Source organism: Paenibacillus sp. LK1 (genome assembly GCF_002750415.1).
Lineage (GTDB): Bacteria > Bacillota > Bacilli > Paenibacillales > Paenibacillaceae > Paenibacillus > Paenibacillus taichungensis.
Genome location: NZ_PEII01000004.1, coordinates 515,518 through 540,785, shown reverse-complemented (window position 1 = coordinate 540,785; position 25,268 = coordinate 515,518). Strand labels below are relative to the sequence as shown.

The window sequence follows — 25,268 nt, the reverse complement described above, 5'->3', positions numbered from 1 at the left end:
AACCTCCACAACTATCCCTGCCTTTCATTCCCCTACGTAAAATACGAAATTGACTCCTACGCTTCTACAGTTTTTCTTCAGATTTTCCTCCATTATACTCAGGTACATCGACAACACCAGCGGGAAGGAAGAGAACTGCACATGAAATATACTGATTTGCATCGCAACATCAAGATTCGTATCATTACTGATTTTTTTACGGATCTAACTCAGAAATCCATTATTCCTTTTATGGCGATTTATCTGAGTGTCCAGATTGGTGCAGGCTGGGCAGGTATGCTGTTAACCGTTAATATTGTGGCCTCCATGATCGTTGGCTTGGGCGCAGGATACTGGTCTGACCGAGTCGGACGCAAGAAACTGATGGTCATCGCCCAAATATTGCAGGTATTCGCCCTGTTCTGGCTGGCTGCCGCCAACTCCCCGTGGATGGACTCCGTTCCTTTAACTTGTGTCATGTTTCTGCTTAGCAGCATCAGTTCTGGCATTAATGGGCCCATTGCCAATGCCATGATTGTAGACGTGAGTAGTGAGCATGAACGTCAGTATGTGTATGGGCTGCAATATTGGACCACCAACGTTGCCATTACGATTGGAGCGCTCATGGGCGGGTTATTGTTCGAGTCCTTCCGCTTCATTTTGTTCAGTCTGGTATGCATGGAGAGCCTGATTACACTATTTATTCTGTTGTTATATATTCATGAAACAATGGATAATAGACACTCCAATCAGCTTGATGTCCCAATTAATAGGAATATACTGAAAACGTATGGCGGTGTATTTAGGGACAAACGATTTATGGTGTTTTTCACCGCAACAGTGCTGGCTGTCTCGTTGGAATTCCAAATGGATAAATACATCGCCGTTCGTCTGAAAAGTGAATTCAACGCCCAACTGTTCCATTGGGATATCTCAGGTCTGCAGATGTTCAGTCTGATCATGGCGATTAACACTGTACTCGTCGTAATCATGGCCATTCCTTTCTCCAAATGGCTGGGGCGGTTCCAGTCCAGATTTATTATGACTGTCGGCATGTGTATGTACACTACTGGATTTGGCGTGCTCGCATTCAGCAATTGGGCCTGGCTGCTTATCACATCCGCTGTACTGCTAACCATCGGTGAGCTCATGTATGCGCCTGTTCGTCATGTTATGCTTGCTGGCATGATTCCTGAATCTGACCGTGCTGCCTATATGGCTGCTGACGGCATGAGTTATAATGCAGCCGCTCTGCTGGGTAGTCTTGGGCTGACGATTGGGGCCTTCCTGCCTTCTTATGCAATGGCTGGTCTGTATATATTGATGGGCATCGGCGCTCTCGTATTTTTCCGGCAGTCGCTTCGCCCGTCAACGGGAAAAAGAGAACCACAACCATGCGCAGACGCCTCCTAAATATTCGGATCCTCTATTCTGTATTTTGCTCCTGATCGTTGTGAGTTCTATTGAGGAATGGATATCACAATCTACTATCTTGAAACCTATTAGGCCAGTAATCAGTAATAAACAGGAGAGTTCCTTTTACAAAATTTTCTTTTGAAGGAGTGTTTACATGCATTTATCCAATCGAAGCACCCGCTTCAGGCTCACCTCCATAACAGGGGCGTTCATGGCGTTGGTCCTGTCCCTCAGTCTATGGGCACCCGCCGTGCAGGCGAAGACCACACCTGCTGCGGTCAATGAAAAAGGAAAAGTGACAGCGCTGACAACAGAGTCTGCGACAGCCTTTCTGGATACATTTTTTGATTCCGCCGAAGCGAAAGCCCAATATGTTGGTGCTTCCGTAGTCGTTGTCAAAGATGGAAAAGTCGTGGCAGAGAAAGGGTATGGATATTCCGATCTGGAGAGCAAAGAGCCCGTTGATCCGAAAAATACCACTTTTCGGATCGCTTCGGTCTCCAAAACATTCACATCAGCCGCTGTCATGCAGCTCGTAGAGCAAGGTAAGGTGGATTTAAAGGCTGATTTCCAGACCTATGTGAAAGGACTGGAATTCGATAATCCTTTTGACAAACCTGTAACGGTGGAGAATCTGCTCACACACACCACCGGATTCGAGATTCGTGACCCGCAGCAGGAAGACATCCATGACGACTTTGACAAAAGTGTATCGATGGAGGATTATGCCAAGTTACATATGCCACCTGTCGTTAGAGAACCTGGTAGCGCCTACATGTACGACAACTTCTCCTTCCTGCTGCTTGGCATGATTGTGGAGAATGTGAGTGGCGAGCCGTTTGAATCGTATATGCAGCAGCATATCTTCAAACCTCTGGGTATGGATAACAGTAGTTTCTTGCTGAACGGCAAGTTCAAAAATCAACTTGCAACAGCCTATGATGCGGGCCATAATCCACTCGACCTGTACACCCTTTCCCCAACACCTATGCCTCAAGGCGGCATGCTCTCAACGGCAGAGGACATTGGGAATTTCATTATTGCTTTCCTGAATGATGGTGTGAAGGATAACGAACGTATTTGGAAAGAATCTACGGTAAAAAGCATGGAACAATACCGTTCTTCCATTCATCCGCTGCTCCCCAATACCACTTATGGATTTGAAGCTGCTTTTCAGCTTCCGGGTGCAGGCAGCAGTTCCAAAATTATCACCAAGGCTGGTGACCTAATCGGATTCAGCTCTTATCTCTTCCTTATTCCCGAGCAAAACACAGGTGTCTTCCTTACTTACAACCAAACGGGAGCACTTCGTAATCTCTTCTATCCTGCCTTTATCCAAACGTTCTTCCCGCAATATGCGGAGCCCATCAAGTTCAAGGACTATACACCTCAAACTGCGGATGAGCTGCAACGCTTCGCTGGGCTATACGCGGATCTGCGACTGAGCACCATTGTTAGTTCCCTGAAAGATGACGGTAAAGAACCTGGACAATTGAGCATTTCCGACGTCTTCCTTGGCCCACGTACCCTGATTCAGGTTGAAGATAATCTCTTCAAGGACGAATTAACAGGCCAGTTCACGGCGTTCAAGGAAAATGCTGATGGAACCATCTATATGAAAGAACCTTATCTCAACCCAATGGGTTATGAGAAAAAAGGGCAGAAACCCCAAGGCTTCCGGGATGTCCAGGCGAATAGTCCTTATGCTGAAGCCATCTATGGTTTGCAATCCCTTGGATACTATACCAATGATGCAAGTGAAGCTTTTCAACCCAAAAATGCCGTTACACGAGCTGAATTCATTGAGGATGTCCTTAAAATGAGCGGGCTGAAAGCCAGCAAAACGACGCCACCTGCGGATACCGACTGGGCAACTCACCCTGCTGCCGGTTACATTCAGCTAGGTTATGAATCCGGCATGATCGCGGGTGCCGATGAGAAACAGTTCAAACCAGATCAGGTCATCACACGTCAGGAAGCCATGGTGATGATCTGGAGAACTCTCCAGCTGCAATATCCAAATGAACTGTTCGAGGATGTGAAGCTGGCCGGGCAGACAGATGCCTGGGCTGTGCCTGCGATCCAGATGATGGTTAAGCTAGGCATCCACGGTCCTGAAGTGAAGGTGCTGGAGGATGGATCAGTCGATTTCCTTGCGCGCAAACCACTGATTCGCCAGGAAGAAGCAGCAATTATGTACCAGCTGTTTACACAGCCAACCGACAAGATCGTAGCTGAACTGATGACAAAGCAGCCGCAATCGGAAACTTCCTCAGATGAGGAACCTGCCGAAGATACAATCGCGCCTGCAACCGTAACTCCTGAATAACCGGAGCACCAACCTTATATTCACGGTATAAAAAACGATAAACAGGCTTGTTCAAAGGAGGATAACCCTCCTTCTGAACAAGCCTGTTTTGGCTAGCGTGGTGACCTTCTGGTGTACCATTTGATGGTGCGATGATACTTAAGAGGTCTTCTCAAGTTATGAATTAAATACCTCGCTCAACATGGAAGAGACATGTTGATTGCCATTCCGCTGGTCATATTTGTCTGCGGCCGCTTTGGCATATGCCGCAAAATAGTCGACCAGTTTACGCAAATCTCCTGGATCTCCTTCATAAGGGAATGAAGCGGGAAGCCGCAATCGGTATCCTGGAGATTCATCAGCCCAGCGGCGCAACAATTGTGCTGCTCTGGCATAGAACATCATTTTGGCAAACGGATCTTCATGGGCCATCGCAAGCACTATGTTTTCTTCCAGAACATCGATGCCCTTCGCCGGGTTCGTGCGTGCAAGATAATCCATCTGCTCAGCAAAGCTCTGCACAAAATCATTATGTCCTTTGATCATGCGATAGCCTTTCGCCTGATGTTTGTCAGCTTCATCAATCCTGCCAAGCCGGTATAGTGGCATCAAAATCTCTGATAAGGTCAGGTGCGGAATTTCGGCACAACTCATTCGCCCTTTCAAAATGGGCTTCGCCGCTTCCAATACCTTTTCATCATCACCTACCAATAACCAGTAACGCATGATCTCGTCCTGCTCACAGGCTTCACAATCACTCATAAAGTCACGATCCATACTTCTGAACTTCGTATAGCTGGTACCTGCCTCCTCCAGCTCGCCAAGATCCATAGATATGCGGAATCGATAATACCAATACGAACGTTCACTGTACCCAAATGATTTGAAGCGACGTCCAAAGTCCTCCAGCAGCTCCATCATTTTATCGCGAGACACTTCCGGGAAGCTGGATAGTTCACCCAAAATCCATTTATATGACCACATTAACGTTTCTTCGTCATATCTCTCTGGCTGTTGATCGAACTTCCCCAGTTGCCAGGAAAAAGCAATCAGTGCTTTCATCGGATAACCGCAAAATGTCGCGGTCTCCACAATCTCTGAACGTGCTTCGTATGCTTCCTCCTCCATGCCATTCACATCAGCGACTCTTGCCGCTTCCTCCAGCATGCCAAGCTTCGCTGTTCCATTAGGCAGGCCATAGGCCTCATCCATCAGATCCTCAAAATCCATTTCGGTCTTCATCAGGCATCCCCCTTACGATCTGTATTCGCACGCAAACCCCAATCAATAAAACGAACGATGCCCTGATTCAGCACCTCAAGCTCCTGCCGATTCATCGCATAATGCCCCATCATTAGTGCATTGACATACAACATCTCGATGGCAATCGGAGTCATTTGGACATCCGGTGAAGTCAGGACCCGCTGAATAATTGGATTGTTGATGTTCAGGTACAGGGTCGAATAACCTGCGGAACTAATGCCGGATGACAATGATCCAAGGACAGAAGAGAATAATTCTGTACTCTCCTCACTTGCTTTTTCCAATGCACGCAGCGTGGAAGACTCCTGCGAGAGTGTGAACAGCACCGGCAAATCAGCTGGCTTGAAGCCCTTGACCTCTGCACGGCAGCGGAAACGTTGCAAAGCAGAATCAGCAAGGCGCAAGGCATCATAATACTGATTCCGTTCAGCTGGTGGCACATCGGTGAAACTCATGGATACCTCATCCGGCTGCAACCGCTGCGTCTGTACATGCTGCACCACTTGTGGCAGCATTGCCATCAAATCGCTGTCGTAGATGTATCCACCGTTAATGACCAACATCGATTGGGCTGACGCGACATGATGAATTTGACGATACTCATCCACCGTGGTAGTGAAGTACAACGTCTCTCCCTCGCTCATCAACTCGCCCAGTTCCCGATGACCACGTGTACTTTCAAATGGAAGCCAGCGGTGAATCATCGCGTAGAACTCCTGATCCTGCACAGCCAGTGCTTTCATCGACAACGCATGCAGACGAATCAGCTTTTGCAGCCGTTCCGTCTGGCTCTCAGCCATGTCGGCCAACCCTTTACGAAGGGCATCGCCAAGTTCGGAGCGAACCTCTTCCAGCTTTTCATTTTCATAAAAATGTTCCCGTGAAGCCGTTGGTTGAAGCTCGTCTGTCCAGATTAGGCATTTCACGAAGAAGGCCCATTCCGGCAAAATATTCTCCGCCTTCTCCGAGATCAGCATTCGCTTCAGGTACACCCGGTGAGAACGCTTGGCATTCAGATTGACAGCATGGGGCAGTACAAAAGCTATACCTCCTGTACGGCCTGAAGCCGTCGTCAGTGGAATGAAATCCTGAAACTTCTCCCCAAGCAATCGTTCACCAAAAGCCAGCACTTCCGCTCTGCGTCCACGTGCAAGCTCAGGCTCCATCAACCAGATCGGTGACTCGCTATTGACGTTATGTTGAACACCGTCACTATGCAGAATGACTGGATAAGGCAGCAACGCTCCATAATAGAACAAGGCTTCTTTCACATATTCCGGTTCAAAATAATGTGCTGCGTCCGGTGTACAACGCAGATATACTTTCGTTCCCGGAGACAACTGCGTCTCCAATTGCCGAATCGTATACGTTCCATCGGGCTTACCCCGCCACTCCATCGAAGGTCCACCCTTCGCGGATTGCGTCAGCATGACGATTTCATGACTCACCATGAAACAGGACAATAATCCGATTCCGAATCGCCCGATAAACGAAGTCTCTCCATCCAGCAAGGCCTGCTGCCCACGCTTCGAGGATTGACCTATCATCGCGAGAAACTCATGGATATCGGCTTCCGTCAAGCCAATGCCGTTGTCCTCCACCATCATGGTCAACTGCTCGCCTGTTCCTGTCAGTTCCACACGTACTTCACCCTGGAATCCCGGTTCCGCTTCTGTTCGAGCTGTAATGGCATCAGTCGCATTTTGCATTAATTCACGTAAAAATACTTTCGGGCTGCTGTATAGATGGTTCGATAAAATCTGGATCATACCGCTCAGGTTCACCTGGAAGCGATACTCATTGGATGCTGTCATTCCGCTCACCTTCCTCTGGTCCAAACCCATCTGATGTTTCCTACTTGGAAGTGTTCATACGATGTGTTAGACGAAATAGTTATGTAATCACAAGAAATGAGGCGTTCCATTGGATGGATACGCCAAGTAACGACGTCAAACCGGCCTTGGCTAACCAAGACCGGCGTTAGATGAATATTCAGGCATTCATAATATGTAAGAGGCCTTAAGTCTAATTACCACGTTATGGATGGCAATGAAACGAGATATTGCATCCTTTTAACTAGAATACATGGTATAGACCACAGTGAAAACAAACCTTAGACCCGATTTCGCCGGACTTTAGGGTGGAGTTGCTGCTCACATTTGGGACTAAAGACGGAGAATCTTTATTTTCTGGCCCTCCATTTGAACGATATAGCTCATCTGGACGTATAATCTCCAAACTCAGATCGGATGGTGAATGTACATGATTGAAGTTCGCAACATTTCCAAACAATTTAAAGTGCATCAGGCACTGAACGATGTCAGCTTCACGGTTGAACAAGGCAGCGTTACCGGGCTGATTGGTCCCAACGGTTCGGGCAAAACCACCCTGATCCGCATCATGAACGGTGTTCTCGGCGCTTCGGATGGGCAAGTGAGCATTAACGGCCTTGATCCCTTCCGTGAGACGGAGAACGTACTCGCCTTCTGCGGCACATTAACCGAGCAGAGCGGATTGTATGAAAATATGAGCGGGCGTGACAACCTGATCTTTTTCGCTGAAGCTTTCGGTGTACAACGCGCCAAAGAACGGATTGACGAGCTCGTGGATCTGTTCGAATTGAAGGAATATCAACATCGAAAAGTAGGCACTTACAGCACAGGCATGAAAAAACGCGTAGGTCTAGCACGGGTGCTGCTGCACCGCCCCTCCATTCTCTTTCTGGATGAGCCAACCAATGGGCTTGACCCGGACGGCATTCAGATGGTGCTCCGAATCATCCGTCGGCTAAATCAGGAGGAACAGATGACGATTCTCGTATCGTCTCACGTATTATCCCAGCTATCGGCCGTGTGTGATCGATATATTTTTATGGAAAAGGGGCGCAAGGTTGAGGAAGGTACGGAGCAGGAGATCATCAACCGATACCTGACCTCGCCCCGGATTGAAGTTGAAGCGACCATGGCGAATGGCTGGCAAACGGTAGCAGGGTATACACCGGAGATGGTTTCCGCGAACAAAGCCGTTTTTCAGCTTCAAACTCGTGAAGATATTCCATTGCTGCTGCGACAATTGACAGAGCGTGGACAAGTCTATCAGGCCCGGATTACGGGCAGCGATCTGGAGAGTATTTATTTTGCCATCAGGGAGGCACACCATCATGAATAACAGACAAGCCATACGTGCACTTGTTCGTAAAGATATTCGAGCCATCACGGCCAGCGTGCAGCTCTGGCTGCCTATGTTGATCGTTCCGCTAGTTATCGGGATCATCATGCCTGGGATACTCATTTGGACAGCCTCAAGGTTGGAACTTGCTTCCCTCGGTAATATGAGCTTCCTGCTTGATACGCTGGATAGCCTAACCCATACCGGGCGGATTCCGCAGCTTGCTTCAATGCCTACGGATAACCACCGCATTGTCTATTACCTGGCCTTATACATGTTCGCGCCCCTGTTTCTCATCATTCCAGTGATGGCATCCAGCATTCTGACGGCCAACAGTTTTGCAGGCGAGAAGGAACGCAAGACCCTGGAAGGTCTTCTGTTCACTCCGATGAGTATGGATACGTTGTTTAAAGGCAAGGTGTTAGCTGCCCTTATTCCTTCTCTGTTATTATCCTGGATTACCTTCATTATCTACGGCATCATTGCCAATATCCTCATGTACCCCATGTTTGGAGCATGGATGTTTCCCAATCTGAACTGGATCATTCTCGTTCTGTGGGTTGTTCCGGCGTGCAGTCTTGTGGTCATTTTGTTAAATGTACTGATATCGGCGAAGGTACGCGGATTTCAGGAGGCCTATCAACTCGGTGGATTGGTCGTGATTCCATTGCTCGCGCTGATTGCCGGTCAGGCGAGCGGCATGTTGCTTATCAGTCCTCTCATGTTAATCTTGGTCGGAGCGGTACTTCTACTCATCAGTTTCATTTTGCTTCGTCTAGTTACTTTGTGGAACAGTCGCCAACAGCTGGCTGAAAGTCAGATATAGGCGGAATATGGCTGAGATATAACGGCAGAAGATCTGGTCTTCTGTCGTTTTTTATCATACTGAGATGTATAACATATTTTCCATAGTTTACCGATATAACTTAAGGTGTTATTGTGTTTATTACATACATAAAGAAGAAGGGTGACGATTGATTTATGAACAAATGGTCCACACGCTTGCAACGCACGGTTTGCACCTTGCTGCTGTTCACACTGATCGCGGCAGCAGTGCTTGGAGGCGGAGCCAATGCTCATGCAGCTTCCCTGAACCAAACTACGGTATATTATGATTCCGATGGTGTATTGTACAAAGTATCTGGTGACGGAAGCGGAACCACAGAGGTATTGCTTGATTTTGAAGGAGATGGTCTGTCTGCGGCGGGATCCTATCTCTATTACACCCGTTCCGAGTCTTCCACAACACTGCTTCGTGTTCCCAATGACGGTTCCAGCGATTCTGCTGAAACGTATGCGACAGATGTGTTGAGCTACTTTACGGATAATGGATTCATCTATTATATGGATTCCAAAGGAACGATCTATCGTGCAAATGGCAATAGCGAAGCTTCCGCTGCCACCAAAATTGCAGACAAAGCGGATACAGATTTTCCGCTGCTCGCCGTAACGAAAGGCCGTGTATATTATAACGGGCTCGTTAATGGAAACCCATGGATCGTTTCCAAAGCATCCAATGGTAGCGGAGCAGTGCAACGAATTGCTGCTGGTGCAGTAGAAAGTCGTTATTTTATGAACATGGCCAAAAACGAACTGCAACTGATGGTGAACACTGACCCATACGAGCAGTACTACTCAACCAACGCCATTATCATGTACAAGGTAAACTACAATACAGGCAAAGGTACAGCTGTTAATCCAAAAGCAAAGCTGGACGTGAACGCTGTTTATGCCGGCGGCTGGGGCAACAATCTGTATGTGTATAACAAAGGCATCAAGCTGGACAGTAACAAGGATTATGATTATTCAACAGGCAAAGCCTTTGCATTGACCACTTCTGGCAAGACTCTTCAGATTCATAGTAAGAGCATCCGGGAGGTAAGTCCGCTAGGTACAGATAAGGTTGTAGTTGTGGATGCAGACAAAAAGGCGTATGCCAAAACCATCGCCGGGAACAAGGTATCCAAATCTGCCAACCTGAATCTGAACAGTGTTACTTTCGTAACTGCTCAGCTGACCAACGGAACACCAACTATTGCATATCTATCCGGTACAAATGGTCTTTATTCCGTGAGCACAGCCCTCAAAGTAACCAAGCTTGCTGGAGAGGAATGGGCTACGTTCCAGCTTCATGACGATGTTCCGGGCATGTTCTACATCAACGCAAATGATCTCTATCGTCTGTATCATGTGCAAGCCAATGGCACAGGCAAAAAGGTACTAAGCGACGTTTTCCTGGATGATATCCTGTTGGTCGTGCCAAACTAACCCACACATGTGGGAATAGACTTATAGAGACTTATAGAGACCTATAGCTATCTTAACATTCTTGCTTCAAATAAAGAGGATAACCCTAAAGCCATCACGGCTCTGGGTATCCTCTTTTTTTTATGTCCAAAATTATTTTTCAAAAACATCTTCCATATGAGAATGATAATTGTTATCATTAAGAAAATAAGACAAAAGGATGGTCCGTATGACTGAACAGCTTCCCTTCATTTCTGAAACCTCATCTCTACCGCTCCTCTCTTCCATGTGCCGTGTACGGCGCGGGGAGCATTTCCGTGTGCAAGGCAAGACGGTGTCCCGGCCCATGCTCTGTCTTATTTTACAAGGAGACGGTGTTCTGGTCCTGAACGATACGGTCTATACCGCCGAAGCCAATCAACTGTATGTTCTGAAGCCAGGAACAACGATTGAGGCGGCTGCACGCTCGGCTGTTACGGAGTTTATAATACTTAGCATGGATACGGTATGTTTGCAGCAAGTGCGCGGCCAATGGAAAATGTCCTCCTCCTCTGGTTTCCCGCTGGATTGGGAGACAGGCAGACTGATGGTTCGTCATGACCAACAAGCCAGAGCGCGAGTTGAACAATTGTATGAAGCCTATCGCGGCGTTCACCCCGATCACTTTATCAGTATACATAGCCAACTGCACGAGCTTTTGCAGTATCTCTCCGAGAATCGGCTTGAAGAAAATTATGAGAAAGTCGATCCGGCGCTTGAACGCAGCATTATGTATATGAGAAGGTTCATGAGTGAAGGTATCAGCATGGATCAACTGGCCAAAATTGCCGGATTGACGCCAAGCTCCTATTCTCGCAGCTTCAAGAAAGCCAAAGGTATGTCACCTACCGATTATTTGAATCGCTTACGGATCGACGAAGCCAAAAAACAGCTCAACCAAGAGTCATGTGTACTCAAAGACGTCGCGGTCTCTGTTGGCTATGGCAATGAATATTATTTTAGCCGCAAATTCAAACAAACCTTGGGGATCGCACCCAGCCTATATATGAAAAAAGATCAGATTCGTGTGGCTACTGCGTCCAAGATGGGACTTCATGAGAATCTCTCTTCACTCGGATTACATCCCGTAGCTGCTATGGACAGGTTCCATGATCGGGAGCTTGATGAGGTCGAGCAGCAGCAGCGGCTAGCTACACAATTGGAGAAATTTCGTCAGGCCAAGCCGGACCTGATTATCGGTGACTTTTATCATCAAACCTATTACGATAAGCTCAAAAGTATTGCACCTACGGTTATCCTGGATCAGGCACATGACTGGAAAGAAAATCATTTACGCTTGGCTGAACTGGTCGGACGGGAGCAACAGGCCTTGCAGAATTTCAAACAGCTGGAGCTACGCAACCTTGATATCGGACTGCGTTTGAAGCATCATTTCGGGCAAGAACGTATTATGCTTATGCAGGTTACGAATCAGTCTATCCGGCTCCAGGAAAATATCGAGCATCCATTGAATCGCCTTATCTACGGTGAACTTGGACTGAACCCTGCACAGATCATATCTTCAGACTTCATGACAGATGAGTATGCGGCAGATAGCATTCCCATGCTGGACACGGATCATCTGTTCATAAACCGCGTCTCTAACTCTCCAGCAAGTGAGAAACTGCTTCGGCGCATGAAACAAACTACCGCCTGGAATCGTTCTTCCGCTGTGTTGAAAGGTAACGTACACGATATATCCGATTGGTCTGTACTATCCTGGACCCCAAACGGACGCCATCAGATCATGGACGAATTGGAACAGATCGTTCAGCAGCTTGTGACTTTATCACACGTGGGATTAATCGGACAATTGTAAAGCATGTCTTTTTCTTCATTATAAATGTACAAGTATATAACCCACCAAGACAAAAGAGCCCTCTCCAATTCGGAAAGGGCCCTTTGCTTTTGCTGTTATTAATGTTCCTTGATCTCTTCCTTCGGAACCAGTTTGTATATTTCCTCATCTTCCATGGTATCAATCAAGCGATCCAGCCATTTGTAGTAGGCCTCAGCTTGAAGCACCTTATGCTTGTCTTCCTTAAGAATGTGAAGAAGCTCAGCATCTGCTTGTTCATCCAGGTCAGCGATCAAACGATTCATCTCATCAACGGATTTGCGCAGTATCTGAAGGTTACTCTCCACGGCTTTTCTCCATTTAATCACAAAATAATCCGTAAACGTCTGATGCCAGTCATACTCCACTTCATATAGGTCTTTCCGGGAGCCTTTGCTCCATACTTTATTCACCATTTTTAGATCCAGCAGTGTACGTACGCCGGTACTCATGCTCGTTTTGCTCATTTCCATTTCCCGGCCCATATCGTCAAGGGTCATAGGTTTGTCTGCAAAAAAAAGCAATCCATATAAGTGTCCCGTGGACAGCGTAACGCCGTAGAGATCCATATTACGCCCAATGGCTTCAATGACGCGTTTACGGATTCTAAGAACGGTTGCCTGCTGTTCCTCTTGTAAATGGTCCAAGCTCATGCTTGCAACCTCCATTCTGAACATTCCCAGTCTCGGCAAAATAATTGCAACTGTTTAAGATCCGGCTTACATGGGAAAGTATCCGGCAGGACATCCTATATGCCAACAGGCTTTAGGTTACCACATGTATCATGGGAGCTTTACCAAGTTGCAAACGCCTACGACTATCTTTTAACCAAAAGAAACTGCTTAGATTCAGCACATTTTCTATTGTAGGAAAAGCGATATCAAATGTAAAGGTGTCTTATTAGCCAGAATAAGGAGAATGACGGAGCATATGGGCGGAAAACTTTGTACAGTTTTTACTGTACAAACATTATGTACTGTTTATTCGGTTGCTATACGGGTTAAGTATTGTTAGAATACAAAACGTTACCCAGAAAGACGGGAAGCGAAGCAACGATTACCGGATTTCGTGGCTGGGCGCACAAGTGTATGGGCTTGTGGATGCTGAAAGCCGTTCGAAGTGCACAACACATCAGAAGGGGTGAAAACATGACCATACTTGAAGTAAAGAATGTAAGTAAACTGTTTGGCCCCCAAACCGAGCAAGGTCTACAATTACTGGAGCAAGGTTGGGGCAAAGAAAAGTTGGCCAAAGAAAAACAGATAACGGTTGGTGTCAACCGGGTCAACATGGAAATACAGGAAGGTGAAATTTTCGTCATCATGGGATTGTCCGGAAGTGGTAAGTCCACACTTGTTCGAATGTTCAATCGTCTGATTGAACCGACATCGGGAGAGATTCTCGTCCATGGTAAAGATCTACGTAAGATGAATAAAGAACAATTGCGCGAAGTGCGTCGGAAAACGATCAGCATGGTATTCCAGAAGTTTGCGTTATTCCCGCACCGTACCGTTCTTGATAATGTGGAGTATGGACTCGAAGTTCAGAAGGTTGATAAAGATGAACGTCGGGAAAAAGCAAAAACGTCGCTTGAACTGGTTGGCCTCAAAGGCTGGGAAGACAAAATGCCGGATGAGCTGAGTGGCGGGATGCAGCAACGTGTAGGTTTGGCCCGTGCGCTGGCGAATGACCCGGAAGTACTGCTAATGGATGAAGCATTCAGTGCACTTGATCCACTGATTCGTCGTGATATGCAAGATGAGCTGATTGAGCTTCAGGATAAAATGAAAAAGACCATTATTTTCATTACCCATGACTTGGACGAAGCGCTGCGCATCGGCGATCGTATTGCCCTCATGAAAGACGGCGCAGTCGTGCAGATCGGTACTCCGGAAGAAATCATGATTCAACCGGCCAACTCATATGTGGCCCGCTTCGTCGAAGACGTGGACTTGTCCAAGGTCCTTACCGCATCTCATGTTATGCGACGTCCTGAAACGATTACGCTTGACCGTGGTCCTCGTGTTGCCCTCGAATTAATGCGCGAACGTGGTATTTCCAACCTGTTTGTCATTGACCGTTCGAAAAAGCTGCTTGGTGTTATTACAGCAGAAGATGCAACCCGCGCGATGCGCGAAAACAAAGTGTTGAACGATATTCTGATTACGGATGGGCCGACTGTAGCGCCTGAAACCCTGATTCATGAATTGTTCGAAATTGTAAGTTCAGCCCATGTGCCGCTCGCTGTTGTTGGCGAAACCGGCCGTCTGCAAGGTGTTATCGTCCGCGGTGCCCTGCTTGGAGCACTAAGCGGTGAAGTTGCAGTAAAGGAGGAACTTGTGAATGATTCCCAAAATACCACTAGCATCGTGGATTGAAGCGATTGTTGACTGGATGAGCTCCTCGCTCTCCGGATTATTTAAAGTCATTTCTGTTGTTATTCAGGAGGTAGTCGGATTTTTCTCCGGGCTGTTCATGCTCCCTCATCCGCTCCTGTTTATTGTGATACTTGGTGTATTGGCATATCTTGTTGGCCGAATACCACTAACCCTGTTTACAGTTATCGGTTTCTTGCTCGTAGATAACCTCGGATATTGGTCCCAATCGATGGATACTTTGGGACTCGTTATTACATCAGGGTTAATCTCCATTCTGCTTGGTGTTCCCATCGGTATCTGGCTCGCATACAGCAAAACTGCAGCTCGGATTATTACACCATTGCTTGACTTTATGCAGACCATGCCTGCATTTGTCTACTTGCTGCCAGCGGTAACCTTCTTCAGCCTTGGTGTGGTTCCCGGTGTTATCGCGTCCGTTATATTTGCGATTCCACCAACGATTCGCCTGACTCATCTCGGAATTAAGCAGGTATCTGGCGAATTGGTCGAAGCAGCGGATGCTTTTGGTTCCACGTCCATGCAAAAGTTGTTCAAAGTACAGCTTCCACTCGCATTGCCTACCGTAATGTCAGGGATTAACCAAACCATCATGCTGTCGCTGTCCATGGTTGTTATTGCTTCCATGATTGGTGCACAGGGTATTGGTGCGGAAGTCTATCGTGCGGTAACGCAGTTGCAGATTGGTAAAGGTTTTGAAGCAGGTCTGGCTGTCGTGGTTCTTGCGATCGTACTTGACCGTTTCACTCAAAATCTGTTTATGCCAGGCCGTAAGAAAAGCTCACGCTTCTCAGCGAAGCAAAAAGCCTGGATTACTGCTGCAGCCACATTCGTTGTGCTCGTAGCTGGTTTCTCACAATACTTTGTTGGCGGCAACAGTACTTCTGCCGGCGGTAACAACACTCCAGCGAATGCTGTAGGTGAAGAAGTCAAATATCAGATCATTGGTATTGATCCGGGTGCAGGCATTATGAAATCCGCTGCCAAAGCCATTGAAGATTATCATCTGACGGACTGGACCCTGATTGAAGGATCTGGTGCAGCGATGACTGCCACACTGGACAAAGCCCTTAAAGCGGAAGAACCGATCATTATTACAGGCTGGACTCCACACTGGATGTTCAACAAATATGATCTGAAATATCTGGATGATCCCGAGAAATCTTTCGGTGATGCAGAAGAAATTCACACCATCGCACGTAAAGGATTAAAAGGAGATCACCCGGTTGCTTATGAATTCTTGTCCCGTTTCCAATGGACATCAGATGAAATGGGCGAAATGATGAGTGCCATCCAAAATGGTACATCTCCAGAAGAAGCCGCAAAAGACTACGCTGAGAAACATGCAGACCAGATTGACGAATGGACCAAAGGTCTGACGCCAGTTAACGGTGATGCATTTAAACTTAGCTATGTAGCCTGGGATTCTGAGATTGCGAGTACTAACCTGTTGAAATATGTCATGGAAAGCAAACTTGGCTATAAAGTTAACGCCCTGCAAGTTGAAGCTGGACCTATGTGGACGGGTGTTGCCTCAGGCGACGTAGATGCCTCTCCAGCAGCTTGGTTGCCATTAACTCACGCTGACTACTGGGAACGTTACAAAGACCAGGTGGATGATCTGGGAGCCAACATGACCGGTGTACGCACAGGGCTCGTTGTTCCTGCCTACATGACAGACGTTAATTCGATTGCAGATTTGGAAACAGGTGCTTCTTCCTCCACTCCATCGGCAAATGCCAATGTGGGAAATGAAGTGAATCACCAAATTATCGGTATCGATCCAGGTGCCGGAATTATGAAATCCACAGCGAGTGCCATTGAGAAATACGGTTTGTCTGACTGGAAACTGGTCGAAGGTTCAGGAGCCGCAATGACAGCTACGCTGGATAAAGCGGTTAAGAATAAGGAACCGGTTATCGTTACCGGTTGGACACCGCATTGGATGTTCAATGCATATGACCTGAAATACCTGGACGATCCGGAAGGCGTCTACGGTGAAGCAGAACAAATTCATACCATTGCCCGTAAAGGGTTAAAGGAAGACAAACCTGTCGCTTATGAATTCCTGGATCGCTTCTCCTGGACACCTGAGGATATGGGTGAAATCATGGTCGCCATTCAAAACGGAGAAGATCCCCAAAAAGCCGCAGCAGCTTTTGCTGAGAAGCATAGCGACAAAGTGGCTGAATGGACCAAAGGTCTAACTCCAGTGAATGGAGATTCCATTAAACTGAGTTACGTAGCCTGGGACTCCGAGATTGCAAGTACCAACTTGCTGGAGTACATCCTGAAAGAAAAACTGGGTTACAAAGTAACCTCTCTTCAAGTGGAAATCGGTCCAATGTGGACCGGCATTGCCAATGGTGATGTAGATGCAACTCCAGCTGCATGGTTGCCGCTCACCTCTGCAGATTATTTCAACAAATACAAGGATCAGATCGATGATCTCGGTCCAAATATGGACGGTGCCAAAACAGGTCTGGTTGTACCAACCTATATGGACATCAATTCCATTGAAGATTTAAAAGATAATTAAACCAGATTGAGATGGATAAACCTGAATTTGGCAAAAAGACCACCGAAAAAATTTCGGTGGTCTTTCTTTTTGAGTGTAACTTTTTCTTGGATCGGTAAGCTAATGGGTTAAAGCTATTAGGTGTTTAAAGGCTGTGAAACTGAATTATGTACTCAGGCTCTACGAATTTCTTTTCTTTTTCTACACTTACCCAATCAGCAACAATAATAAGCCAATGGTAATCAGCACAATACCTAAAATGCCATACACCACTCTTGCACCCTGACGTCCAATGGTTTTCACAAAGAGACCTGCTCGGAAACTCTTCATAAACCAATCCCAATTGTTGATTCCACCCAACAAACTGAAAATCCCTGCGGCAATAGCCAATAGTGCGATTAAAACCGGTTGATCTTGCATTTCAACACTCCTTCAATATAATCCTGTCTACTATACCTTTCTCTGGTAAAAATAAACAGTCATTAATTAGTAAAAAAACAGCTTACAGATGAAGGTCTGCAAGCTGTTTTCATTAGAGTATTGGCTCCCTTTTCATAGAAGATTGATTAGTCTTATTCCTTCGCCTGAAACTCACTCGCTGACATCAACAGGGTTACAACTTCAGCACGAGTTGCTTCAACAAGCGGATTAAACATGTTCTTGCCTATGCCTTTCACCAGTCCTGCATCATATGCAGCTGCGATATAAGGCACGGCCCATGCAGGTACTTTATTTGCATCTGCAAAGGTTAATGTGGCATTCGATTCAACTGGAAGTCCGAGTGCTCTTACGAGCATAACCGTCATCTCTACACGGGATACTTTGCCGCTTGCACGGAACGTCTCATCCGTATAGCCACTAATGATCCCTTGTTCTACAGCTTGAGCAATAAAGGAATGTGCCCATGCTGGAATTTTGGAGGCATCCTTAAACGTCAACGCCTTGCTGCTGGCCGGAAGTTCAAATGCTCTTGCCAGCATTACAATGAACTCGGCGCGTGTTGCCGGTGCATTTGGACGGAAATTACCGTCCTGATATCCATTTACAATTCCCCTGGAAATGGCCTGCTCAATGGCAGCCGCTGCCCAGTGATTACCGATATCTTTCAAAATCACACCCGGATTGGTTGGTGTAGTACCTCCTCCATTCCCATTACCAGGGACGGAAGGTGTTGTAGGCGTGGTCGGAGTGGTTGGATCCGTTGGTGTTACAGGTGTGGTTGGTGTCGTTGTACCTCCACCACTATTACCACTGCCAGTTCCATTATTTCCACTGCCATTACCAGGGTTGCTTCCATTCCCATCACCCGGAAGTGGAGCTCCCTTCAGATCCGTACTGCGTCCTTCTGCAGTCTGGTTTACCGTACCTACGCGGTCCAGATGTTCATGGAAGATTTCATAATCGACCAAATTGAGTTCATAGTACCGATTATCATCCTTCGCTGCTCTCATGGACCGATAGAAGTCTCCACCGTTAGCCATAAAGGAATTCGTCGCTACGATGTAGTATCCGTTTGGATCGATATCCGTGTACGTACCATTAGCATTCTTAATCTGTACTTTGAGTACGCGTTGACCGACTTGGGTCACCGTATTAGATATGGCATCAATTTTCTCTCCCGGCTTCGTGGAATCGTAGTAGAAACGCATGCCTGAAACTTGTGGGAAGCGCCCTTCTCCTGTTTCCACGCCGCTCACGCCATTTTCCAGCGCAGCCGTAATTTCCTTACCTGTCATTTTTAGCGCAGAAAGGTTGTTGCCGAATGGCATTACGGTTAACAAATCACCCAACGTAATATTTCCTTTTTGGAATGACGCCCGAATGCCACCACCGTTTTGGATTGCAACGTATCCTTTCACGTCGTTCTCCTTCACGATGGATTTTACTTTCTCCAGCATGCCGTCTGTCATCAGGTTACCGAGGTTGGTTTCCTGCTTGCGCACAGTGCCGCGTTCTCCATCCAGGAATACATTCGTTTCACCGATAACTTCTTTTTTGAACTCAGCCAGAGGTTTCGCATAGCTTTCCAATTTCTTAGCTGCTTCCTTATCATCTGCGTAAACATAATTACCGGTGGCATCCTTCGCATCCAGGTTCAGCAATTTGCCGTTCCATGTTTTTAGTACACCTGCTTCATTGAACGTTACATCCAGTTGACCCAGAGAAACGTCATATTCACCTGTCTGTACGACCAGCGTAGGATCAGTGTGCGTATCTACAACCACTGGTTTGTTCAAAATGGTGTGTGAATGACCACCTACTACGATGTCGATACCTTCTACCGCTTCTGCCAGTTTCAGGTCTTCCGAGTAACCCAGATGTGTCAGCGCGATAATTTTGTTGATACCTTCATCTTGCAGCATGTTCACTGTCGCCTGAGCACTCGCTTTGTAATCCTTAAACTTCAGATCATCTCCCGGTGATGAAAGGGATACGGTATCCGGTGTCGTCAAGCCAAAGATTCCGACTTTCTCGCCGTCTACTTTCGTAATGATGGCCGGATAAATCTGGGAATTCTCTCCTGGATTTCCGATGGTATCGTTGTACAGGCCACCCAATCTCGCATCCTTGGTATAGTCAATATTGGCACTCACAAATGGGAATTCCGCTTTTTCAATAAACGTCTTGAGCACACTTGGCCCTTTGTCAAACTCATGGTTTCCGAAGGTCATGGCATCGTATCCGATCATGTTCATGAACTCCAGATCCGCCAGACCGTTAAAGAGGTTAAAGTACAAGGTACCAGAAAATACGTCCCCTGCATCCAGCACCAGGGTGTTATCATTACGTGTTTCCTTAATCGCTGTTACGCGGCGCGGAATATTATCCAAATGGGCGTGCGTATCATTGGTGTGCAATACACGCAGGTTGAAGTCGCCCTCTTCTGCCGTGCTTCCAATGCTTAGCTGTGCAAGCAGCGGATCATGGTCACTGACACGCCCATGTGAATCTTCAAAATCAGCATTCACATGAACCGCTTCAATAGCCGCTGTTTCAGACAGATTTTTGCTCACCAGAATATGATCCAGTGTCTGAGAGTTTCCATCATAGATGTAGGAATAACGCTTGTTCTCTGGCAGTTTATTTACCAGATTGTCCAGTTCATTACCTTCAACAATATTCAATGTTTTGGAGAACTGGAAGTCATTGAAGTCGCCAAGAACAGCGACATTCACCTCAGGGTCTTTGTGGATTAATTCAGTTACAAATTCATTGACAATCCTTGCTTGCTGCGCACGTTGCACTTCGCTGCTGCGGGTTGCAGGCTGGACATTTCCAAATGGGGCTAAATCCCCACCTTTGGAGTTGAAATGGTTAGCGATAACAACTACACGTTCACCATTAAATTCAAACTCTGCCGTGAGCGGTTTTCTTGAAGTTTTGAAAGCGACATTATCTGGTTGAATGCGCCCTGGATTCAGCGACAAGTTTCCAATTGCATCGAGGGCAAGCGCTGTTATTGCATCACCTTTGGTACCTGCTTTTAAGGATACCCGATCCGGATTGTACAGGAACCCTACACGAATGTTGCCCCCAGTTGCTCCACCATCCATATTATTTAGCGGTGCAATATCGGTATACTGATAACTTGGTCCATTATTGCTTTTAATTGCATCCAGAAGCGTTTTGAAACTTTCACTCGCGTCTGTGTTTCCGCTATCTGTTGCGCCGTCGTTATCCTGAACTTCCATGATCCCTATAATATCAGGGCTTTTTAGATTGTTAACGATAATCTTGCCGATTTTATTTCCACGTGTTGCATCCTTTTTACTGAAGTTCTCTACGTTGAACGTAGCAATAGTCAACTTGTCTTGTTGTGGTTCAATTGAGGTTGTTGCCTGTTTCAAACCAATGGATGTAATAGGAGGTAGATCGCCTTCCAAGGTAACCTTATAATTACCACTCGAATAAGAAATCACCCCATTAATCGGGCCTGCAAATTTATCACCCGTGGTCACAGCTTGAGAAGGTTTTTTATTAATGAACAAGCGTTGAGGATTTAGAGAACTTTCAAACTCTCCAGCTCCGTCTCCTCGTAAGATCAATCCTCCTGCCGGAGTCTGCAATGGATTATTAGGTTCGTTGTCCACCGTCACTGCTAATCCGGGATTGTAGGAATAAGGTCCAAGAATAGTCGCATCATTTAACTGAATACGCATGCCTTCCAGACTTTCATAGAAATCAATGGCATCCACGTCCGGGTTGAATTCCCTCAATCCATCCGAATCAGTGACATTCGGTATTACGCGACCACCTTTTCCAATGATTACGGGTTGTGGCAATTCAGCATTGGGTTGTTCCAACGTAATCTCAGAAGCTACAATTTCAGTGGTTGGCAGGTCTGTTGCGCTTGCTGTATACTCTTTGACTTGACCTGAAACCTTAACTCGATTCTGGATTTTCATTCCATGATCTTTCTTATAGATTAAAATCCCCTCAGAAGTTGCCGGATCTCCATCTTCCTGACCAGGAATGGATTGCATATAGAATGAATCTGCGTTAACTACAGATGTAACTACACCTTCTACATTCTGGACTTTCAGTCCGTCATAAATGGAATAATGGCCTGCCCCCTGAATTTCGTGAATACGTACACCATCCAATCGATTCACCGCAGTATACTCAAAAGAAAAAATGGTACTTACTCTGTTATCAGCAGTGGCAACAGCTTTAATGATTTGATCTTGATTGATTGTAATAGGCTGTGTGTATTCCGTCGAATTCACAGTTGGCTCAGAACCGTCCAGTGTATAGAAAATTTGGGCACCTACATAAGGAGAAGACAACGTAACTTCCGTTCCTTTTACAATGCCACCGGAAGGTGTACTCGCTGTTACGGAGAGCAAATCCTCCAGAATATCCGACGCCGTTCGAGGAATCAACTCCAGACCGTAAGTGGAATGGTACGTCAAGACTCCTGTCACTTTATGATACGATTTGCCAACGGAGAGAGCAGACGGGCTGTTTTTGGCATAAATCAGCATTTCACCGCCATGTTCATCTGTCGCCGTGTAAGTGGGCGTGTTGCTTTTTGTCACTTGAATATTGTTTACTTCGACAAGCATCCCTTCATATTGCCCTCCAGAACCCTTACTGCCCCCCGCTCCTGGAGCAAAATGGGAAGAATTGAGCGGTACAGGTGAAGGTAGATCCTGCGACTTGTCGACAGTTCGAATATATCCACCCTGAAATCCAGATTTGCTTGCTTCAACCTGTACTAAGCCGTTGTAAATCGTAATTGGGCCGTAGGCTTCAATCCGGTCACCAACTTCCACACCAGAAGCATTACCGCGCACAACGATCCCGGCATCGTTATCCTGAATATACAGATTGGATACACTTCCGGATAATTCGCTGTAAGTTACAATGCCTTGAACGGTAACGGTTGTATTTTCAGTTGCATTTCTTGCATCAGAGATGGAAATAGGGCTGTTGTCGACGATGGTGTAGTCAAAACTGGTAACATCGCTATTGTCGATCCCCTCTTTGACTGCGTAGGTTTCAATATGAGTTGCATCATTTACCGTGATGGGCACGGTGTAGGGAAGATAATCAGTGTCCGTATTCTGCTTGTAGTATACCGTTGCACCAACTGTGGTTGTTTCCAAGGCAACCTGGGTCCCTGTTGGAACAGCGCCGGAAGTAGGATTAGCTGTGACGTTTGCCACTTTAGTTACAGGAGTCTCATCGATTAGTTGGAAGGTTGTTGAATTATTGTAGTGTATACCTTTGGAGCTGAAGTACTCAGCTATATTACCATTGCTAATACGAACTTTGGCTTTATACAAGGAAGGATTACTTTTCAGTCCGAAAATACTTCGAGGTGCAGATGTGGGTACCTGAACAGGCATCATTTTACTGATATTTGTTTCATCAGGAGTATCGGCTATTGCAAAATTGGTATCCAAGGTGAAATCCGGGTTCAACCTTACATTTGGGCCACTACTGTAGGTTCCTACAACATATCCTTCAAGTGAAATGTTCGAATCTCCAAAATTAAGATTAAGTGCCTGAGCAACCGTTAACGGCTCGTCCGCCGCGGCTGCCTTACTGCTGAACAATCCGGCTGGAATAGCACCCGTGATGAGCAGGACCATGGCCAGGAACAACCTGAGCCACCTCTTCATTTGCAGAATATGCATCTTTTACCTACCTCCATGTTTTAAATTTATAATCATTTGTTCATGAAGCTTGTACATTAGTTCAAATATAAGATAACCGAACTTCTATTACGTGTAAATAATATTCTTTTGAAATGATATAAAATAGAACATACACATCACAAATTTGTTGATTGTAAATATAAATAAGTAGAAAAGTACTACTCTACAGCTTTACATGTCACATTTATGACCTTCACATCAATTCTTCTGTGTATAACAGCCTATATTAAGTCACTTAAACTAACATCAAAAGACCCAAATCTCTGTATTCGACACATATTGATAGATATCCCCATAGCCAATCCGCCTTAAAGCGATTTTATTCAAGATCTTTTCACAGCAAAACGATGCGACAGTCAGGGGTGACCATCGCATACGTCTCACTCGTTATGACATCCTAAGTTAAGCCATACATTTCAACTTTGCTATATCCAGCCTCAAGTTTGTCCTATTTCAAGAAATAAGTTACTTCTTCACCGTGCTGTTATACTGTGCAATCTTGTCTGTAATTTGCTTCGCTGCTGCATCCAATACGTCTTGCGGTGTACCTTGTCCATTCAGAACGGTCTCGATCGCTCCTTCGACAATTTGACGGGCTTCGGGGAATACACCCATTACGGCCCCGGATGTTGCTGTCGAATTAGCGGAAGCGTGCAATTGGTCGACTGCTGTCTGGAATTGCGGGTACTTCGCCATATTATCCTTTAATACTTGCTCATCGTAAGCTGCTGTCGTAATAGGGAAATATCCTGTCGCAACACTCCAGTTGGCTTGTACCTCAGGTGTAGCCAGGTACTTGATAAATTCCCAAGCGGCTTGCTGTTGAGCTTCGGATTTGTTATTCATGATATACAAGCTTGCGCCACCAACAACAACGCCGCCTTCTTTGGCATCTGCTGGACGTGGCAGGAAGCCTGTTCCCAGCTCAAACTTCCCACCAGCACCCTCCACAATTTTGCGCAATCCAGCGGTGGAATCCAGCGTCATACCGATTTGCTGTGCGGTAAACGCAGCGGTCGTATCGTCCGTGCTACGTCCCAGATTGGATACGGTTTTCTCGTCCATCATCTTTTTCCACCATGTCAAAGTCTTCACACCAGCTTCGGAGTTCAGCATGGATTCGGTCGCTGCACCATTTCTTCCGTTACCATTGTTTACATAATCTGCATTCTGGTTCGCGAAGAACTGTTCCATAAACCAGCCATAGATGGCCATGGATGCGCCTGGTTTTCCGTCTTTCGCCAGTGCTTTGGCTGCTTGCTCAAACTCTTCATATGTCTTAGGCGGGTTCTCCGGGTCCAAACCAGCAGCTTTGAACATATCTTTGTTGTAATACAAAATTGGGTTCGATGTGTTGAACGGCATCGCGTTCAATTTGCCATCGATGGTGTAATAACGGATGATATTCGGCTCCAGTTGAGACAGGTCAAACTTGTCTTTATCGATAAATTGCTGTACCGGCGTAATCATGCCCGAATCGATCATGAACTTGCTACCGATCTCGTATACCTGGATAATGTCCGGACCACTGTCCGATCCCATGGAAGCTTTGAGTTTGTTCAGGCTCTCATCGTATTTCCCTTGATAAATCGCCTTCACCTGAATGTCCGGGTGACTTGCGTTGAAATCGGAAGCGAGTTGATTAATGGCTTTCTCCCCTGCACCCGACATCGAATGCCACCATGTCAATTGTACCGGTTCAGCAGCTGCAGCATCTGCCTGCGCTCCGCCCGTTGTGCTTGTTGTTTCGGCTTTTCCGCCACAAGCGGACAATACCAGCATAAGTGCAGCCAACATCAATGCAAATGTTCCTCTTTTTTTCAAACGAAACCCGATCATAATCGCTCTCCTTTTTTTGAGGCTCACTTCAAAATAAAACCTTGGAGATGACACGGAGTGGCCGTTACGAGTCCGAATCGTTCTTTCGATCGCT

14 protein-coding genes are annotated in these 25,268 nt (G+C 46.4%); 8 read left to right on the top strand and 6 right to left on the bottom strand.

Annotated elements, in window-relative coordinates; genetic code table 11:
- Positions 1-141: 141 nt before the first annotated feature.
- Positions 142-1,392, top strand: a complete 1,251-nt coding sequence (locus CS562_RS12130) for an MDR family MFS transporter (protein WP_180287110.1) — start codon at positions 142-144, stop codon at positions 1,390-1,392.
- 157 nt (positions 1,393-1,549) lie between these two features.
- Positions 1,550-3,724 carry a serine hydrolase domain-containing protein gene (locus CS562_RS12125; RefSeq protein ID WP_099855892.1) on the top strand — a complete coding sequence of 725 codons (2,175 nt, stop codon included), beginning with the start codon at positions 1,550-1,552 and terminating at the stop codon, positions 3,722-3,724.
- 156 nt (positions 3,725-3,880) lie between these two features.
- Here CS562_RS12125 and CS562_RS12120 read toward each other — a convergent pair whose 3' ends face one another.
- Together CS562_RS12120 and CS562_RS12115 are read right to left on the bottom strand one after the other, a co-directional pair.
- Entirely contained in the window at positions 3,881-4,945 is a 1,065-nt protein-coding gene (locus CS562_RS12120; protein ID WP_099855889.1) for a hypothetical protein, read from the bottom strand.
- Positions 4,945-6,780, bottom strand: a complete 1,836-nt coding sequence (locus tag CS562_RS12115) for an HSP90 family protein (protein WP_076291552.1) — start codon at positions 6,778-6,780, stop codon at positions 4,945-4,947. Before CS562_RS12115 ends, CS562_RS12120 begins: the two co-directional genes overlap by 1 nt.
- A 448-nt stretch (positions 6,781-7,228) precedes the next feature.
- Here CS562_RS12115 and CS562_RS12110 point away from each other — a divergent pair, with 448 nt between their 5' ends.
- From CS562_RS12110 to CS562_RS12095, 4 genes are all read left to right on the top strand, one after another.
- Positions 7,229-8,134: an ABC transporter ATP-binding protein gene (locus CS562_RS12110; protein WP_180287109.1), complete on the top strand. Its 906-nt coding sequence runs from the start codon at positions 7,229-7,231 to the stop codon at positions 8,132-8,134.
- On the top strand, positions 8,127-8,960 hold the full coding sequence (locus CS562_RS12105; RefSeq protein WP_076291550.1) for an ABC transporter permease subunit: 834 nt from the start codon (positions 8,127-8,129) through the stop codon (positions 8,958-8,960). Before CS562_RS12110 ends, CS562_RS12105 begins: the two co-directional genes overlap by 8 nt.
- A 155-nt stretch (positions 8,961-9,115) precedes the next feature.
- On the top strand, positions 9,116-10,402 hold the full coding sequence (locus tag CS562_RS12100; protein ID WP_076291549.1) for a DUF5050 domain-containing protein: 1,287 nt from the start codon (positions 9,116-9,118) through the stop codon (positions 10,400-10,402).
- Between the two features lie 208 nt (positions 10,403-10,610).
- The gene (locus CS562_RS12095) at positions 10,611-12,239 is read left to right on the top strand and encodes a helix-turn-helix domain-containing protein (RefSeq protein WP_180287108.1); all 1,629 of its coding nucleotides are present in this window, start codon (positions 10,611-10,613) and stop codon (positions 12,237-12,239) included.
- Between the two features lie 98 nt (positions 12,240-12,337).
- On the opposite strand, the gene CS562_RS12090 is transcribed toward CS562_RS12095, so the two are convergent.
- The gene (locus CS562_RS12090) at positions 12,338-12,910 is read right to left on the bottom strand and encodes a GbsR/MarR family transcriptional regulator (RefSeq protein WP_076291547.1); all 573 of its coding nucleotides are present in this window, start codon (positions 12,908-12,910) and stop codon (positions 12,338-12,340) included.
- A 495-nt stretch (positions 12,911-13,405) separates the two neighbouring features.
- Here CS562_RS12090 and CS562_RS12085 point away from each other — a divergent pair, with 495 nt between their 5' ends.
- Both CS562_RS12085 and CS562_RS12080 read left to right on the top strand, forming a co-directional pair.
- The gene (locus CS562_RS12085; protein ID WP_063564457.1) at positions 13,406-14,635 is read left to right on the top strand and encodes a quaternary amine ABC transporter ATP-binding protein; all 1,230 of its coding nucleotides are present in this window, start codon (positions 13,406-13,408) and stop codon (positions 14,633-14,635) included.
- Entirely contained in the window at positions 14,601-17,192 is a 2,592-nt protein-coding gene (locus CS562_RS12080; RefSeq protein WP_076291546.1) for a glycine betaine ABC transporter substrate-binding protein, read from the top strand. Before CS562_RS12085 ends, CS562_RS12080 begins: the two co-directional genes overlap by 35 nt.
- Positions 17,193-17,378: 186 nt before the next feature.
- Here CS562_RS12080 and CS562_RS12075 read toward each other — a convergent pair whose 3' ends face one another.
- The 3 genes from CS562_RS12075 to CS562_RS12065 form a co-directional block, all read right to left on the bottom strand.
- Positions 17,379-17,591: an immunity 17 family protein gene (locus CS562_RS12075; RefSeq protein ID WP_099855884.1), complete on the bottom strand. Its 213-nt coding sequence runs from the start codon at positions 17,589-17,591 to the stop codon at positions 17,379-17,381.
- Positions 17,592-17,743: 152 nt separating this feature from the next.
- Positions 17,744-23,314, bottom strand: a complete 5,571-nt coding sequence (locus tag CS562_RS12070) for an S-layer homology domain-containing protein (protein WP_099855882.1) — start codon at positions 23,312-23,314, stop codon at positions 17,744-17,746.
- Positions 23,315-23,800: 486 nt separating this feature from the next.
- A complete protein-coding gene (locus tag CS562_RS12065) occupies positions 23,801-25,174 on the bottom strand; it encodes an ABC transporter substrate-binding protein (protein WP_076291545.1) in 1,374 nt (457 codons plus the stop codon).
- Positions 25,175-25,268 lie beyond the last annotated feature (94 nt).